The following is a 17,100-nucleotide window of genomic DNA, read 5'->3' as shown; positions in this document are numbered from 1 at the left end:
TGATGATAAGCGGCGTTTACATATCCACCTGTGTCAGACCTTTGATGATGGCCTTCGCGTTGTTCGTGATCTTCATGAGCAACGGGCATGCGGCATCAGGCTGTATCACTGAATCTAAATTCTCTGCCCTACCCGAATCCGCTGCGATCACACTAGAAGAAACGGGCTCTGTTCTTTCGCAGGGGAAGCAGCGCCTCTCCCAGGATGCTACCCCGCCTTCTGTCCTTTATTACGGATTTCAAAAGGCAGAAACACCGTTAAAGAGCTTTACTTTCCTCGTTCCTTCTGATGAGCCTATTCCGCTTTATGCCCCCAGAGCTCCCGGCAGAGACGGCTTTTTCAAATACTTCTATCGGTCCATTCAACCGCAAGCCCCTTAGACAGCTTTTCTTGCTACGCATGCCCATTTATTGGCAAAGCAAACTTACCTGACCGGTAGGTATACGCTTTGCTGTAAAAGACGCAGTCTGCCCGACGATTACTTCGATTCCATTATACCCTACCTAAGCGACTGCCCGGAATGATCCAATTCCGTTGGGCCATTCGCCTATACCTGTGGTCTGCCCTGTACAGCTGCTGTTATGCAGTTACATTATTTACACAATTCTTAATTCTGCTAATAAAATGACTAACGATACAACTCTGATCATACTAGAAGATATAACGACCTGGCCCCAGGAGATCCTTGACTATGTAAACCCGAACCTTGCCCGTATCAGCCAGGAGCGTGAACTGGAACTAGCCAAAAACCTGCAGGGAAAGAGCTGGCTTTCAAATATACCTGACTCCATTTATGTAAGAGCCCAGAAGCAGCTGGCAATCATGCTGCGTAGCTACGCCATTAAGGCGTATCACTGTACCAGGCTCATCTCTCCTGACAAAGTGCTTCAGAAAGGCTTGTTGCCACTCAGTTTGAAAACGCTGGCAACGGGGCTGAAAAAAATGTCCACGCTACTTACGTCACCGGAAGATGGTGTGGAGGCAGAATTGGAGTTGATCCATTTTGTAAAAGGCGAAGATTTCAAAAACCAGCAGGGGCTTGTGTGGCTATACCTGACAGAAGCGCAGACGCAGCAGTATGATTGCCAGGACCTGCAGGAATTTTATGGAGGGCGCTCGCTGCGTGCTGCTTTGGCCAACAAGCGGTACAAATTTTACCCGCTTCTCAAGCGCCTGGGAGCTCCTGCTGTAATTGCCTGCCGTGTTCAGATTGCGGACGCTACCGACAGTCAGGTGGAAGCACTAGCTAAACTGATGCTGGACCATATGCTGGATGATGCTAACGGATATCCGGCCCGACCTTTAATGGGTGAGCTTTCAGTTAACACGGCGGTGCCTGCAACAGATATCATTGAGATTCAGGAGCAATTGCAGTACGCCTGACAGACAGCACTGAAAAGCGCTTCGCTATAGGAGCGCTTTACAACTTGCTTGTGGTGCTTCCCAAGCTCTGCATGTTCTGCATCAGGGCGTCCAGGTCGTCTGTGATGATGAGCAGTTTGTCATCTTCCTGCAGTGCCGTTTTACCTTTCGGTACAAAGTATTTGTCGTCTCGCTTCACCATTACGGCGAGCGTCTTGTCTGGTAGCGGCAGATCCATCAGGTAAATGCCGTTTGCCAACATCGGTTCTGTAATGTTAATCTCGGTCGTGATGGATTTGATCTCGTCCGAGAATTCAATATCAAAATCCTTCAGCTTGTGAAGCTCCTTCGGCTTCTCTGCCAGCCCCAGCCAGACTGCCACCTGCGAGAGCGTCGTGCCCTGCACTATCAGCGATATCAGCGTACAGAAGAACACGATGTTGAATATCAGGCGGGCATGCGGTACATCGGCAGCCAGCGGTAAAATGGCAAAGATAATGGGCACTGCACCCCGCAGACCCACCCACGACACGTAGGTTTTGTCTTTGGTACTCATGCTGCGGAAAGGCAACAGGCACAGGAACACGCTCAGCGGACGGGTTATGAATATCATCAGAAAGCTGATAATCAGGCCGGGTACGATGAGCGGTACCAGTTCATGCGGATTAACGAGCAGGCCCAGGGTAAGGAACAAAAGCAGTTGGCTCATCCAGGCCATGCCATCGAAGAAGTTGAGCGAAGAGCGTTTGTGTACGAACTTAGAATTGCCAATCACGAGGCCACCAATGTATACTGCCAGGAAACCGTTGCCTTTGATAAAGTAAGTGGCCGAGAAAATAAAGATACAAACCGTAAAAACAAGGATCGGGTAGAGCGAGCTGTTGTCTATGTCCACGTAGTTGATCAGCCGTATAGCCAGTCTGCCTAACACATAACCAGCAACCGCGCCTACAATCAACTGCACCAGCAACATGCCGCCTGCCGCCCAATAGTTCACGCCACTTTCCATTAATATAATCTCAATGAGCGTGATGGTCAGGATATAGGCCATCGGGTCGTTACTGCCGCTCTCCAGCTCCAGCATAGGGCGGAGGTTGTTTTTGAGGTTTAGGCTCTTGGAGCGGAGAATCGAGAAAACAGAGGCCGAGTCAGTGGAGGACATGGTGGCCGCCAGAAGCATCGAAGTGGTCAGGCCTATACCTGCAGACTCCATCGTCATGCCCAATACCCACCAGATGGCAAAGCCCGTCACTAAAGCAGTGAGAAATACGCCGATAGTGGCCAGCACGACACCTTGCGCTATGACCGGACGGATGTCGGCGATCTTGGTGTCCATACCGCCCGAGAAAAGAATGATACACAGTGCCACCGTACCGATAATCTGAGCAATCTGGATGTTTTGGAACTGTATGCCCAGGCCGTCGCTACCTGAGATCATACCTATTGAAAGGAACAGCAATAAAGCGGGAACACCGAATCTGTGCCCTGCTTTTCCGGCCATGATACTTACAAAAAAGAGAATAGCAATAGCAAATAATATCAGTTCAACATTTATGTTCTCCATGCGGTAGGGGTATCGGGTTACTGTTTTCAGCCTGCTGCGAAGCCATACAAATATAACGATAAAAACCTAATTAAGTGGCTCTGAAAGTGCCCTGGCACAAAGTTAGATGCATTTTTTGCCATTAGTGTTCTACAATATTCCGCTCATAGCTATGTAGACAAAAGCTAATTGTCCAAAAAAAGAGCCGCGCCCTGGACCAGGGAGCGGCTCTCGTATGATCATGGCCATACCTTGTTTGGATGGCTTAGAAGAGTCTCAGGTGCACCACGAAGAACCAAACCAGGATGAGGATTGGCAGCAGGAACGGGATAGAGTAACGCAGCACGTAGCCGAAGAAAGAAGGCATTTTCACGCCGGCGCTCTCGGCGATTGCTTTCACCATAAAGTTTGGCCCGTTGCCGATGTAGGTGAAGGCTCCGAATAATACCGATGCCAGCGAGATGGCCTCGAGCTGTATAAGCGTTTCCATACCTGCGGCAGAGGTGCCGGCGGCAAATTGTCTGACATCTTCCACATTGCTCTGTGCCAAATCGAACTTAGCCATGGCCAGCGACAGGAAGTTGGCGTAGGTAGGCGCATTGTCCAGGAAGCCCGAGAGTGAACCTGTGGCCCAGTACAGGAAGTTCGACGTGATGTAGCTGGAGTAGGCTGGCGAAGAAGCGATTTCGGCAGACAGCTGCAGGGCCGGCATCATGGTAAAGAAGATACCGAAGAACAGGAACACCACTTCCAGGATCGGGTGAAAATTGAACTGGTTACCAGCCAGGGCCTCTTTGTTTGAGTTACGATAGCACATAAAGGCGGCACCCAGCTGGATGATCTCGCGCAGGTATGAGAACTTGTTACCGTCATAGTAGATGTGCGGCAGCGAATCGATCACGTTCGGGTCGAGGAACACGGCACCGATGATGACAGCCAGCCAAAGCAGGTTGCGACGACCCTTGAAGCTGAATTCCGTTTTGCCGGAGCTTGGCACTACCATATCGAGCTCAGCTATGATCTGCCCGCCTTTGTTGCGGCTGTCCACAAAGAAGAACATGATGCAAAGTAGTACGATAGCCAACACCCATGGCATAATCAGGTGCTGCAGTGTCCAGAAAAACGGTACGCCTTTGATGAAGCCGATGAAGAGTGGCGGGTCACCCAGCGGCGTTAACAGACCGCCCGCGTTACTCACGATAAAAATGAAAAATATGATCTGATAAGGCTGCAGACGGTGTGCGTTGAGGCGCATGAACGGACGGATCAGGAGTAGCGATGCACCTGTTGTACCGATAAAGTTGGCCAGTATGGCGCCTATGGCCACTATCACCACGTTTATCAAGGGCGTTGCCTTTGCATTCACGTTGATATATATACCGCCTGCCGCAATGTAGAGGGAACTGAGGAGCACGGCAAAGGTAAAGTACTCTGCTAAGGTATGTATTGGCATGTGCACATCGCCTAATACAAACAGGTAGTAGGCCAGCACAGTAAGTCCGAGGGTAACAGCTATTTTTTTATAATTGTGCTCCCAAAAGTGTCCGAAAAAAATGGGACCACTGGCGATAAGACCAATCAGGAGCAGGAAGGGGATAATCATGAAACCGGGAATGGCTTGCTGCGATTGCGCCAGCAGAATATAGTTGTAAAGCATGTTAAACGCGCGGAGAGTTTTTCAGATCAAAAATTTAACTGCGTTACAAAGTTACTTTTTCTGGACTAATTATCTAACCAAATTGCTGTATATACAGGCCTTGTGAGGTAATCTGCCAGCGTGAATTAAAGAAAAACGAACCGGTTGCGGGCGCTTTTGTCATGTAAGTCGGCATGCGGTATACTATCACTTGTCAGAATAATTGAGTAATTTTGGAAACTTTAAGGCGAAGGCCTAGGTTTTAATTTAAAACGCTGATATCCATGTTAGAAAATAGAGAAAAGACGGTTTCGGTATACGCCGAAGCCAACCCGAACCCCGAGTCAATGAAGTTTGTGATGAACGTTGGCCTTCTGCCAGATGGCCAGAGCGTAGACTACCCGAACTTAGAGAGCGCCGCCGACTCACCGTTGGCGCAGGAGCTCTTTAACTTCGACTACGTAACGCGCGTGTTCATTGCCAGCAACTTTGTTACCGTAACGAAAGCTGCCAACATCGAGTGGGTGAAGCTTATACCTGAACTGCGTACTTTCTTGAAGTCGTATGTAGAGGCAGGTGGCCCTGTCTTTGTGGAAGGCTTCCAGGCAAACAAACCAGCAACAAGTGACGAAACTCATGCAGATGCTACAGAAGAGGACGCCGCTATCTCTAAGAAAGTAACTGACCTTTTGGAAAATTATGTGCGTCCGGCTGTAGAGCAGGATGGCGGTAACATTTCTTTTAAGTCTTACAAAGACGGCGTGGTGACCGTGCACCTGCAAGGTTCTTGCAGCGGCTGCCCATCAGCTACCGTAACGCTGAAGGCAGGTATAGAGAACCTGTTGAAGCGTATGGTACCTGAAGTGACGGAAGTAGTGGCAGACGGTGTAACCATCTAAGGTATACCTGAAGGAGAAATGATATAAAAAAGGCCAGCCCTGTTCAGTGCTGGCCTTTTTTGTTGCTATGAAAGAAAGAATCCCCGGAGCAGGCTAATCCGCTCCGGGGTTTCTGTTTTAGGCTTTCTGTGCCTGTGTTGCAGGCTTAGCTGGAGCAGGCGTAGGCTGCGGCTTTTTCTTCATGGTGTCGACCACTATCGGTGATGCGATGAACAGCGTAGAGTATACACCGAACAGGACACCGATCATCATAGCAAGAGAGAAACCACGCAGGATCTCGCCACCGAAGATGAAGAGCACCAACACCACCATGAACACAGTGAAGGAAGTGATAATAGTACGGCTGAACGTGTGTACGAGCGCCGGGTTAATGATCTCACTCACATGCAGACGTGGGTTATCGTTCAGGTACTCCCGCACACGGTCAAAGATTACCACGGTATCGTTGATGGAGAAACCGATGATGGTCAGCACCGCCGCAATGAAGATCTGATCCATCTCGTAGGAGATGCCAAACAGGTCAAGGATGGCAAAAATAGAGATGATCATGATGGCGTCATGGAGCAAGGCGATCACACCTCCCAAGCTGAACTGCCAGTTGCTGAAACGGAACATCACATAGATGAAGATACCCACCAGTGCCAGCACCAGCGATATCACAGCCGTCTTTTGGATGTCATCTGCCATAGTGGCACCTACCTTCGATGAGCTCAGAATCTCAGGATTGAGGTTTTTGTACTCTTCCAGACCCTGTAAAAGGGCTGTTTTCACCTGCTCATCCGCTGTCGTGCTCTCGTCATCCGCCAGGTAACTGGTGATCACTTTCAGACGGTTAGAAGCGCCGAAGGTTTTCACTTCCGTGCCTTCCTCCTCAAAGTTGTCGAGTAAAGCGCCACGTACGTCAGATGCCGGAACGGCGTCATCAAACTGCACAACGTAAGAACGACCGCCCTTGAAGTCTACGCCCAGGTTCGGGCCCTTAATGGCCATGGCTACCATACCGAAGGTAATTACAGCCAACGAGAAGGCATAGGCAGGCTTCTTCCACTTCATCACATCGAACTGCACGTTAGCGAAAAGCCTATCGGTGAATGAGCTTGAGAAAGACAGTTTGCCAGCTCTCTTGAAGCTACGCTCGATCAGCAACCTGGAAATGAATACCGAGGTGAAGAAAGAAGTAACGATACCAAGCATCATGGTGATGGCAAAGCCTTTCACCGGACCCGAGCCGAAGAAGTAGAGGATGAAACCGGCCAGGAACGTCGTGGCGTTCGCATCCAGAATCGTCAGGAATGCCTTGTCATATCCCTTGTTGATCACGTCACGCAGGCTCAGGCCTTTGGCGGCCTCTTCGCGCATACGCTCAAATATCAGTACGTTCGCATCCACGGCCATACCCAGGGTAAGCACGATACCGGCGATACCAGGGAGTGTGAGGGCTGCGTTGAACTGGGCCAGAATACCCAGGATAAAGAACACGTTGAAAACGAGAGCCAGGTTAGCGATAAAACCACCCGTTCTATAGTAAGCGATCATGAAAACTACTACTACCAGTAAACCGGCCAGTGTTGACAACAAACCCTGGTTGATGGCTTCCTGACCCAGTGAAGGACCTACGATAGCTTCTTCCACGATGCGTGTAGGGGCTGGCATTTTACCGGCTTTCAGGATGTTGGCAAGGTCTTTTGCTTCTTCGATCGTAAAGTTACCTGTGATAGAAGAGTTACCGCCTGTAATCTCGCCTTGCACCACTGGTGCAGAGTATACATAGTTGTCGAGTACGATGGCTACCTGACGACCTACATTGTCGCCTGTAAGTTTGGCCCAACGCTTGGCACCGGCCGGCGTCATGGTCATGTTGATCTCAGGGCGTCCGTTCTGGTCAAAGTCCTGGCGGGCGTCGTTCACAGCCTCACCGGTCATCGGCGCCTTGCCGTCACGTCCTTTTTTGATGGCGTAGAATTCTACGAACTCCTGACGGTTGTCACCTTTTATAGGCTTCACACCCCACAGGAACTTCATGTTTGGAGGGAAGATGGCGCGTACGTCCGATCTTTGGAAAATGTCGTTGATTCTGGCTGTGTCGCGCACGTTGGCACCGATACCGCCCGGCATCATGGTGAACAGACGGCCCATTACGCCCATCTGCTCTTCTTGCAGCGACTGAAGCGCATCAGCAGTGTCAGTCTTTGCCTGGTCGGCAGAAGCTAGCGCTGTGGTGTCGTTTGAAGCGGCAGCTGTGTCATTAGTAGTAGCGGCAGCCTGTGCCAGTACATCGTCAGCAGCAGCATCTTGTACGGCAGCTGGCGTCGTGTCACCAGCTGTTGGAGCAGTTTGTGCAGAAGTACGGCCAATGTTCAGACGACCGGCTTTTTCTTCTTTGTCAAGATGCTCGCTCAGTTGAGAGAAATACGGAGAGAATTCTTCCGGCGTCCATACCTCCCAGAATTCCAGGTTCGCCATACCTTGCAGGAGCTTACGTACACGGTCCGGGTTGTCTATACCTGGAAGCTCAATCTGGATACGGCCACCTCCCTTGAGGCGCTGAATGTTTGGCTGGTTTACACCGAACTTATCGATACGCGTGCGCAGGATGTTGAAAGAGCGCTCGATGGCGTCATCTACTTCCTGGTCAATTACGTTGATAACTTCCGCGTTGCTGGACTCGAAGCTGATCTTACCACGGTTGGCTGTGTTAGAGAAGATGCGGCTCAGGCGTCCGTCCGGCTCCACCTCGCGGTAAGCCTCGGCAAACAGGGTAGTGAACTTCTCCTGGCTGTTCTTCTGCATCTCCTGGGCGCGGGCAAGCGCCTTCAGGAAGTTAGGGTCTTTGCTGTTGCCAGAGAGGGACCGGATGATTTCAACCGGGGAAACCTCGAGCACCACGTGCATACCGCCACGCAAGTCAAGGCCAAGGCCCAGTTCGTTTTCCTTTACATCCTGGTAGGTGTACTCAGCACCCAGGAAGTTGTAAACAGGCTCCTTCCAGATAGAGTCGAGGTAGGTTTGCTGTTTGTCGTGGTTTACGTTGCCTTGTGCGTCTGTGGCGTAAGCCTCAGCGTCGTTCTGCACACTGCGGGCAACAAACGAAAATGACAGGTAGTACAGGCAGAGTGCCGATACAATCACCGTCATAATGATAATGAAATTCTTATTCCGCATGGGTTGGTTGATAAAAAAGGTATAGTTGATAGAATGTTAATACTCAGAAAATCACAGCGGCGCTATCTTACATAAACCAAGAAATGCTGTGAAGCCGTTCCGCTATACCTTGCAATTCAGGCATGCGCAACGGGGCAGGACCGTAGGTGGACCTGCAGGGAAAGGGTTCGCTTAGGGCGCGTTGGGTTGAATGGAAATAGGGAAGAAGCGGGCTACGAAGCCAGCTCCGGGCGCTCTGGCCGCATAGGCAGGCAGCGCCTCGTCGGTAGGTATAGCAAAAGCAGGTATAGGAGTCGGCTCCAGTGCGTCCTGCTCCAGGTTGAGCACCACAAATGAGGTCGTCGCCTCCAGCGTCACCTTTTGCTTGATAACCGTTTTCTCCTGCGGTGCCGAGGCCAGTTGGGAGGCCGACTTAACAGGAGTGCCTTGCGCCGGGTAGGTATACGCCACTACTTCCTGCCCATTGAGCATAAGCGCCCAAAGCAGGGTTACGGTCATCAGAAGATGACGGAAGTGTGGCAATATGTTGGCAGCGTGTGGCATACAGAAAGCAAATGTAAGGCTTTCTTTGAAAAATTAAAACCTGTTAGCGGTTTATATCAATAAATCGTTTGATGTCGTGCTTTTTTCCGATAAGGATCAGAATGTCAGAGGGATATATAATGGTGTCGGCCTTGGGTACACCGATGATGTGCTCCACCTGCGTGGGTTTACCGTCCTGTATCTCCTCAAAAAAGCGCTTGATCGTGATCAGGTTGAGGTTGTACTTCTCGCGCAGTGATATCTTGGCGAGGCTTTTATTGGAGATGCCACGCGGGGTGTTGATCTCCACGATCTCATAGTTGTCGGGCAGCGACAGGAAGGTTCGGATGCTTGGCTGCAGCAGGCGCTCAGCCACTGTTTTTCCAACTTCCCCCTCCGGCGACAGAATTTCCTGCACACCCATCTTTTCCAGAATGCGGCGCTGCTGCTTGTTGGCGGCACGCGTAATAATCCGCTTGATGTTGAGTTCCTGCAGGTTGGCTGTTGTGATGAGCAGGGCTTCGAAGTCCTCACCGATGGACACGATGGCCGCGTCCATGTCCTGCACGTTCTGAGCCTCCAGTGCCCGGATGTCCGTCGCGTCCAGGGTCACGGCATAGGCCACGTCGTCCTTTATGTCCTCCACATGGTCCTCGTTGTTGTCGATGGCGAGCACCTCTGCACCGCGCTCTGCGAGCGTGCGGGCGATGGAGTTGCCAAATCTACCCAGTCCGATTACTGCAAACTTGTGTCGCATCCTTATAGTTTGGAATTAAGAAATGTGGTCAGAACCTCCAGTCCGCGGTCAAACTTCTCGTTGTTCGGGATGATGATGTCTGCGTCGTTTTTGTAAGGTTTGATGTACTTCTCGTACGTGGGCGCCACGTGGTGGGTGTAGCGGTAGAGCACATCGTCGAGGTCGTAGCCGCGCTCCACTTTGTCGCGCACGATGCGGCGCTGCAGCTTAATGTACTCCTTGGCGTCGATGTATACCTTCAGGTCCAGCAGTTTGGCGATTTCCTCAAAGTAGAAAACGAAAATACCCTCTACCACCACAATGGGGGCCGGCTTAAACTCCAGCTGCTTGGGCACTACATTGGGGTTGTTGTAGGTATACTCTTTGCGGAAAACGGACTCGCCTTTGCTCAGCTTCAGGATGTCCTGCGCATAAGCCTCGTCGTCGATGCAGGAAGGAAGGTCAAAGTTGACGACCCCGTTAAGGTCGCGGGTCTGGTGCTCGCGGTCTTTGTAGTAGTTGTCCTGAGAGATCAGGCAGATGTTCTCAGGGGAGAAAGACGCAAGTAGTCTGTTCAAAAAAGTGGTTTTCCCTGAAGCACTACCTCCTGTAATTCCGACGATAAATGGCTTTTGCATTGGAGATTATAGTTTCAGGCTACAAAATTAGTCTTTTAAGGCCAATGTGGCTACAGCCTGCGCTAATTATTTTACCTCCCAAACGCTAAGTTGCTTTCAAAAATTCCACCAGCTTCCGGATGGCCTCTCCACGGTGACTGATGGCGTTTTTCTCTTCCGGCGACATCTCCGCAAAAGTGCGGTCGTAGCCCTCAGGTATAAACACGGGGTCGTAGCCAAAGCCTTTGTCGCCTTTCCACTCAGTGGTGATGTGCCCGTTCACAATGCCCTCGAACTGGTACTCCTGCCCATCCAGGTATAGCGTAATGGAGGTACGGAAGCGGGCGCGACGAATGTCGTGGCCTTCGAGATTCTTAAGTAGGTGGCGGATGTTGTCGGCATCATTGCGCTGCGGACCGGCATAGCGGGCCGAGTAGACGCCCGGTTCACCGCAAATGGCGTCTACTTCCAGCCCAGTATCATCGGCAAAGCAGTTGACCTTGTACTTCTCCCACACATATTGCGCTTTCTGGCGTGAGTTGCCTTCCAGCGTGTCCTGGTCCTCGGCCAGTTCCTCGTGGCAGCCTATGTCCTCGAGGGTGAGCAGTTTATACTTGCCTTCGAGCATGCGGCTTACCTCAGCTACTTTGTTTTTGTTGTTGGTGGCGAAGCAGAGTTCTTTCATAGTTTATGATTTGCAGGGTTAGCAAGGACATCCAAGCATACTAAATGGGGTAAAAAAACCCAAAAGTAGTTTTCCGATCTCAAGGTGATTAGTACGAACTGAGGTATAATTGGATTAATTGGCTGCTTCGGAATGGCTCTTCGTGGTATCCGACACGGCTTGTGAATGCCTTTCGATGTTTTTCAGTTGGTTATACCTTTTGGTGTTGAAATTCCAATGGTAAGCGTATATACCTAACCCGATTGTGCTGTAGATCAAGAGTCTAACAAAGAAGTCAGAAGAAATAAAGCTATCTGCAAGTACGGTGGTGTCCCATGCTTTAAGCGAATCCCAAGACTGAAAAAGATATGAAAAGACACTGACCATCGCACCCCACAGCAAACCGCGTGTCAGGATGTAGCGCCACTGGCCTCGCTCTTTCGCCCTGGCCCATCTGCTGCTGAATCGTGTTTCTTCTTTGTTCAGATGCATAAGACCTCTTTTAAGGTATAGATGCTTTTATAAGATAAGTGTTATGCTCTTAATGCAGGTACGCCGCTACTTCATCATCCTGCAGCACCACATCCACGCGCTCGCGCAAAGTCGTGGCCAGCGAGTAACCGGTATAGGTGCACGACACCGGGAACAGGGTGTGGTGGCGGTTCACCAGCGTGGCGATTTCCACTTTCTTGGGGTTTTGTGGCAGTAGGGAGTTCAAGGTATAGGCGAGTGTTTTGCCGGTGTTTAGCACATCGTCCACAATAATTACCACGGCTTTCTCAATAGAGGCGGTTTCGGGTGTGATAGCGACCGGCGACTGCAGCGGAGCGGTTTTGTCTATCGTTACCTTCAGCAGCGTTACTTTGATGGGGGAAATCTTCTCCAGTTCGGTAGCCAGCATGCCTGCCAGGGTATAGCCGTTGCGGTGTATACCTGCCAGTACAAGTGCCTGTTCCTCAAAGTTCTGCTCGTATACCTCGTAGGCCATGCGGGTGATCTTCTGCTGGATCTGCCCCTGGTCGAGTATCAGGTTCTGCTGTGGGTGTGTCATGAGGGTATGGGTGTAAGGTATGGCGCTGTGCCTGAGACAAATTTATATAAATATCGCTAGCAACGTCGAATGTTAAAATAATTTGGTTAGTAACATTTTAAATTCGAAAATACTTCTTAAATTTGCAGTCCGATTCAGAAATTAAGGTTAATTAACGTTTATAATAATGAAAAAAGGCATTCACCCAGAATACAGAGAGGTGGTTTTCCAGGATATGACGAGTGATTTTAAATTTATCACCCGTTCTACGATGAACTCTAGCGAGACAATCACGATGGAAGACGGCAAAGAATATCCAGTAATCAAAGTGGAAGTTTCTTCTGCGTCACACCCTTTCTACACTGGTAAAAACATCTTTGTGGATACTGCGGGTCGTGTGGAGCGTTTCAACACACGTTACAAGAAAAAATAGTCAGGTATAAAGCTTGGTTAAAACGTTTGAAAAAAGTCTTTCTGTTACCATACGGAAAGACTTTTTTGCTTTTAACAACTTTCTGAAGGCCCTGTCCGGTACAGGTACGGCATGCATTATTGAGATTAAAGAACCTGTTTCAAATTCCGCAAGACTTTTTATTTTTACAGCTATGAACATCATTCTCTTCGATGACCCTGTTATCCGGCAGTCGCTTTTGCCGCTGACTTTTACCAGGCCAGTGGCCGATATCCGCGTTGGCATCATGACCATTGCCGAAAAGTGGCAGCTACAGGCAGGGGCGACCGTGTCGTATCTGACGCAGCCATACCTGCAGCAGAAGTTTCCGGCGCACTACGATATCCACAATGTGTTTGTCAACGGCGCTGTTTGTCCGGACGAAGCGCTGGTAGATAAAATAAAATCCCTGAAAGCGGGGGAAGGATTGTATTGCGAAGGTATGTTAGTAGCCCTCCATGCTGATAACCTGGACCTGCACGATGCCGGTGAACTGGCCATCTACTCTTCCTCCAAAAAGATAGAATGCCAACCTGAAAACATCGTTCGGGAGGTATGGGAGATTTTCGTTCAGAACGGCAACCAGATCCGCAGCGACTTTAAAGTGCTGACGGCAGGGCGCCAGAGCCAGCCCATCGACGATAAGTATACCATGGTGTACGACGAGGAAAATATCTTCATAGAAGAGGGCGTCAAGATACGTGCGGCTATCCTCAATGCCGAAAACGGGCCGATCTACATCGGGAAGAATGCACAGATACACGAAGGCGCAATTATCAAAGGGCCATTTGCGATCTGTGAAGGCAGCAATGTGAACGTCGGCGGCAAAATGCGCGGCGACGTGACCATCGGGCCTTTCTGCAAAGTAGGCGGCGAGGTGGCAGCTTCGGTTATCTTTGGCCATACTAACAAAGGACACGAAGGCTACCTGGGCAATTCGGTGCTGGGCGAGTGGTGCAACCTGGGCGCCGACACCAATACTTCGAACCTGAAGAACAACTACGCCGAAGTGAAAATATGGAGCTATGCCAAAGGTGGCTTCAAAAGCACCGGGCAGCAGTTCTGCGGCCTGATCATGGGCGACCACAGCAAGAGCGGCATCAACACCATGTTCAACACGGGCACGGTGGTGGGTGTGAGCGCCAACATCTTTGGGGCCGGCTACCCGCGCAACTTTATACCTTCCTTTGCCTGGGGAGGCGCCTCCGGTTTCGAGACTTTTCAGCTGCGCAAAGCCAGCGAAGTAGCCGAAAAAGTAATGGGACGGCGCAATTTGCCCTTCGATGACACAGAAAAGGCTATCTTCGCAGAAATATTCGAGCAAACCCAGGAATACCGGGTGTGGGATAGGAAAGGGTAGTGGCTGAATTGTTATAGGTTAAATTGTTAACTTCGTGGAATGTAAATTCTGCGTGTGTTACCCAGCAGATTAACAATTTAACCATTCAACAATTTAATAATTAAAACGTGCATTTCTCTCAAATACTAGGGCATCAGGAAACGAAAACCTTACTGGTTAACTCGGTGCGACAGAACCATGTGGCGCATGCGCAGCTGTTTCTGGGGCAGGAGGGAAGTGCAAATCTGGCCTTAGCGCTGGCTTACGCTACCTACATTAATTGCGAGGACAGGCAGCCCGATGATTCATGTGGAACGTGCAACAGCTGCGTGAAAATGAACAAGCTGGTGCACCCCGACTTTAACTTCGTGATGCCGGTAACGAGCACCAAGTCCATTACCAAGGATGTACTGAGCCAGAAGTTCCTGACCGAGTGGCGCGAATTCGTGCTGGCCAATCCCTACCAGGGGCTCAACGAATGGATGCAGCACATCGGCGCTGAGAACAAGCAGGGCAATGTCTCCAAAGAGGAAAGCCGCCAACTGGTAAAACTGGTGTCACTGAAAGCTTTTGAGGGCGATTACAAGATCATACTCATCTGGCTGCCGGAACTGATGCACCCTTTCGCGGCCAATGCGTTACTTAAATTACTCGAAGAACCGCCAGCCAAAACGCTCTTTCTGTTGGTGTCGCAGTCGGCCGACAAGCTCTTAGCAACCATCACCTCGCGTACCCAGATTGTGCAGGTGCGGGCTTTTACCGAAGAGGAAGTGATCAGCTACCTGCAGGAAAAGCACGGACTCGTCAACACAGCCGCCTACCAGGTGGCGCAGCTGGCAGAGGGAAGTCTGAATGCCGCTTCCAAACTCACCAGCGAGGTCAGCAGCGACTACTTCACCTTCTTCACCGACTGGATGCGTAACTGCTACAGCTACAAGTTCGAGAAAGTGGTGGACGCCAGCGAGGAGTTTCAGAAGTTGGGCCGCGAGAACCAGAAGAACTTTTTGCTTTATGCGCTAAACCTCTTCCGTAAGGTGATGCTCTACGGCGTGGATGAGTCGTTGATCGCCTACCTACCCCCTAACGAGCTCGATTTCGTACAAAAGTTCTCGAAGCTGATCACAGAAAACAATGCCGATAAACTGGCGCAGGAACTAAACGAGGCGCACTATCATATAGAGCGCAACGCCAACCCGAAAATGGTGTTTGTAGACAGCTCGATTCAGATCGCCCAGTACCTGCGCAATGCTAGTTAAGGAGAAAATATCATGGAAAATAATACAATAGTTAAAACCATCCGAATCGGAACGCGTGGCAGCAAGCTGGCCCTTTGGCAGGCGAATGCCGTCGCCGATAAACTACAGGCCGCCGGTCTCGATACTGAGATTGTCATCATCAGCACCAAAGGCGACCAGATACTCGACCGTTCCCTCGTTAAGCTGGGTTCAAAGGGCGTGTTCACTGAAGAGCTGGAAGTAGGTCTGCGCGAAGGCACCATCGAGGTTGCCGTGCACAGCGCCAAAGATGTGCAGTCGACTATACCTGACGAGCTGGAGTTGGTGGCCTTTATGGAGCGCGAGATTGTTAACGACGTGGTCCTGTCCTTCAACCCGGACTTCAAACTAGAGCGCGACAGCAAGGTGATGCTTGGTACATCTTCTACACGTCGCAGAGCCCTGCTCAGAAAGTACTACCCGAACGTGACCACTGATGAGTCGCGCGGCAACCTGCAGACCCGCTTGCAGAAGCTAAAGGAAGGCCCCTTTGAAGCACTGGTACTAGCCTATGCCGGTGTGATCCGGATGGGCTACGACCACATGATCGTGCATACCTTCCCGGACGATGAATTTGTGCCTGCAGCCGGCCAGGGCAGCGTGGCCGTGGAGTGCGCCCGCGACCTTGATCCCGAGCTGAAGCAGCTGATAAAAGATGCCGTTAACCACGCCGATACCCACGTGTGCCTGCTGGCAGAGCGCGCTTTCCTGCGTACCATGGAGGGCGGTTGCAGCATACCTTCTTTTGCACTGGCTAAACTGACGGCGGAGGGAAATGTGCGCATACATGGCGGCATCGTGAGCCTCGACGGGCAGCAGCACCTCTCAGAGGTATATGAAGGTAGCCAGGAGGAGGCCGAAGCATTGGGCACAAGGCTGGCCGAAACGATTCTGAGCCGTGGCGGAGACAAGATCCTGAAGGAGATCAGGTCTGAAAGAGAAGAATAAGTACACTAAAGATTCAAATAAGAAATGGGCCATCTGTAGAAAGCAGGTGGCCCCTTTCTTTTACAGGTATAGAAGTATTCAGCATAATGGTCCTGCCTGTAGCTTCCTAACATGCTCAAAAGAATTCGTATGAACCTGCAGAAAATGCAGGCAATACATGGAAAGGAACCAAAAAGGCTTAAATTTGGAATCTGGACTTGATTTTAAACCGAAAACTTACCCCTCAACATGAACATGCTTAGAAAGATAATTGTTTTCATTTTGATGCTGGCGCTTCTGCCAATGGCCGCGATGGCACAGAAAGCCCCCAAAGGCAAAGATCAACTGGTAACCATCTCCACTCCGCACGGAGAAATGAAACTGGTGCTCTTCGATGACACGCCGTTCCACAAAGAGAACTTCCTGAAACTCGCACGGCAGGGCTTTTACGACGGCACCACTTTCCACCGCGTGATCGATGGGTTTATGATCCAGGGCGGCGACCCAAACACCAAGGACGATGATCCACGGAACGACGGAGCCGGCAACCCGGGTTATACCGTGCCTGCCGAGATCAAACCCAGGTATAAGCATGTGCGTGGCGCCCTGGCCGCCGCCCGTATGGGTGACCAGGTAAATCCTAAAAAAGAGTCGAGCGGCTCCCAGTTCTATATTGTGGAGAACCACCAGGGAACGCCACAGCTTGATGAAGCCTACACGGTGTATGGGCAGGTGATCGATGGTCTGGATGTGATCGATAAGATTGCAGCACAAGCTGTAGACGGTCGAAATCGCCCACTTTCCGATATACCTATGAAAGTGAAGGTGGAGGAAGTGAAGAAGAAAAAGATCGCCAAGAAGTACCGCTATACCTATCAGCAGGCGGACTAACTATACCTGAAACAACTTTGCCTCTTCAGTCAATTGCTATACCTGCA

General features: G+C 50.6%; 17 protein-coding genes. 8 read left to right on the top strand and 9 right to left on the bottom strand.

What is annotated here, in order from left to right:
* Nucleotides 1-41: 41 nt before the first annotated feature.
* Nucleotides 42-380: a hypothetical protein gene (locus tag AC4QZR_RS02090; RefSeq protein WP_494479445.1), complete on the top strand. Its 339-nt coding sequence runs from the start codon at nucleotides 42-44 to the stop codon at nucleotides 378-380.
* Between the two features lie 244 nt (nucleotides 381-624).
* Entirely contained in the window at nucleotides 625-1,383 is a 759-nt protein-coding gene (locus AC4QZR_RS02085; RefSeq protein WP_494479444.1) for a hypothetical protein, read from the top strand.
* A 37-nt stretch (nucleotides 1,384-1,420) separates the two neighbouring features.
* Here the strand turns inward: AC4QZR_RS02085 and AC4QZR_RS02080 are convergent, their stop codons facing one another.
* Together AC4QZR_RS02080 and AC4QZR_RS02075 are read right to left on the bottom strand one after the other, a co-directional pair.
* Nucleotides 1,421-2,926: a potassium/proton antiporter gene (locus AC4QZR_RS02080; RefSeq protein ID WP_494479443.1), complete on the bottom strand. Its 1,506-nt coding sequence runs from the start codon at nucleotides 2,924-2,926 to the stop codon at nucleotides 1,421-1,423.
* Nucleotides 2,927-3,170: 244 nt separating this feature from the next.
* Nucleotides 3,171-4,562, bottom strand: a complete 1,392-nt coding sequence (locus AC4QZR_RS02075) for a sodium:proton antiporter (RefSeq protein WP_494479442.1) — start codon at nucleotides 4,560-4,562, stop codon at nucleotides 3,171-3,173.
* A gap of 263 nt (nucleotides 4,563-4,825) precedes the next feature.
* Here AC4QZR_RS02075 and AC4QZR_RS02070 point away from each other — a divergent pair, with 263 nt between their 5' ends.
* A complete protein-coding gene (locus AC4QZR_RS02070) occupies nucleotides 4,826-5,440 on the top strand; it encodes a NifU family protein (RefSeq protein WP_253400823.1) in 615 nt (204 codons plus the stop codon).
* Between the two features lie 117 nt (nucleotides 5,441-5,557).
* On the opposite strand, the gene secDF is transcribed toward AC4QZR_RS02070, so the two are convergent.
* From secDF to AC4QZR_RS02035, 7 genes are all read right to left on the bottom strand, one after another.
* Complete coding sequence (secDF, locus tag AC4QZR_RS02065; RefSeq protein WP_494479441.1) at nucleotides 5,558-8,602, bottom strand: protein translocase subunit SecDF; 3,045 nt, start codon at nucleotides 8,600-8,602, stop codon at nucleotides 5,558-5,560.
* 171 nt (nucleotides 8,603-8,773) lie between these two features.
* Entirely contained in the window at nucleotides 8,774-9,145 is a 372-nt protein-coding gene (locus tag AC4QZR_RS02060; RefSeq protein WP_253400821.1) for an RNA methyltransferase, read from the bottom strand.
* 43 nt (nucleotides 9,146-9,188) lie between these two features.
* Nucleotides 9,189-9,881 carry a potassium channel family protein gene (locus AC4QZR_RS02055; protein ID WP_253400820.1) on the bottom strand — a complete coding sequence of 231 codons (693 nt, stop codon included), beginning with the start codon at nucleotides 9,879-9,881 and terminating at the stop codon, nucleotides 9,189-9,191.
* A gap of 2 nt (nucleotides 9,882-9,883) precedes the next feature.
* A complete protein-coding gene (udk, locus tag AC4QZR_RS02050; RefSeq protein ID WP_494479440.1) occupies nucleotides 9,884-10,498 on the bottom strand; it encodes a uridine kinase in 615 nt (204 codons plus the stop codon).
* Between the two features lie 85 nt (nucleotides 10,499-10,583).
* The gene (locus AC4QZR_RS02045; protein ID WP_494479439.1) at nucleotides 10,584-11,162 is read right to left on the bottom strand and encodes a non-canonical purine NTP diphosphatase; all 579 of its coding nucleotides are present in this window, start codon (nucleotides 11,160-11,162) and stop codon (nucleotides 10,584-10,586) included.
* Between the two features lie 114 nt (nucleotides 11,163-11,276).
* A complete protein-coding gene (locus AC4QZR_RS02040; RefSeq protein ID WP_494479438.1) occupies nucleotides 11,277-11,633 on the bottom strand; it encodes a hypothetical protein in 357 nt (118 codons plus the stop codon).
* Between the two features lie 49 nt (nucleotides 11,634-11,682).
* Nucleotides 11,683-12,192, bottom strand: a complete 510-nt coding sequence (locus AC4QZR_RS02035) for a phosphoribosyltransferase family protein (RefSeq protein WP_494479437.1) — start codon at nucleotides 12,190-12,192, stop codon at nucleotides 11,683-11,685.
* 166 nt (nucleotides 12,193-12,358) lie between these two features.
* Between AC4QZR_RS02035 and AC4QZR_RS02030 the strand changes: the two genes are divergently transcribed.
* From AC4QZR_RS02030 to AC4QZR_RS02010, 5 genes are all read left to right on the top strand, one after another.
* A complete protein-coding gene (locus AC4QZR_RS02030) occupies nucleotides 12,359-12,604 on the top strand; it encodes a type B 50S ribosomal protein L31 (protein WP_101444000.1) in 246 nt (81 codons plus the stop codon).
* A gap of 172 nt (nucleotides 12,605-12,776) precedes the next feature.
* Nucleotides 12,777-13,982 carry a GlmU family protein gene (locus tag AC4QZR_RS02025; RefSeq protein ID WP_494479436.1) on the top strand — a complete coding sequence of 402 codons (1,206 nt, stop codon included), beginning with the start codon at nucleotides 12,777-12,779 and terminating at the stop codon, nucleotides 13,980-13,982.
* A gap of 107 nt (nucleotides 13,983-14,089) precedes the next feature.
* Nucleotides 14,090-15,217, top strand: a complete 1,128-nt coding sequence (locus tag AC4QZR_RS02020) for a DNA polymerase III subunit (protein WP_494479435.1) — start codon at nucleotides 14,090-14,092, stop codon at nucleotides 15,215-15,217.
* 12 nt (nucleotides 15,218-15,229) lie between these two features.
* Entirely contained in the window at nucleotides 15,230-16,183 is a 954-nt protein-coding gene (hemC, locus tag AC4QZR_RS02015; RefSeq protein WP_494479434.1) for a hydroxymethylbilane synthase, read from the top strand.
* Nucleotides 16,184-16,411: 228 nt separating this feature from the next.
* Complete coding sequence (locus tag AC4QZR_RS02010; protein WP_494479433.1) at nucleotides 16,412-17,053, top strand: peptidylprolyl isomerase; 642 nt, start codon at nucleotides 16,412-16,414, stop codon at nucleotides 17,051-17,053.
* The last annotated feature ends 47 nt before the right edge of the window (nucleotides 17,054-17,100 follow it).

This window comes from Pontibacter sp. YIM B11418 (assembly GCF_059278805.1).
The sequence above is the reverse complement of the archived record's forward strand: the minus strand, read 5'-3'. Positions and strand labels throughout refer to the sequence as shown.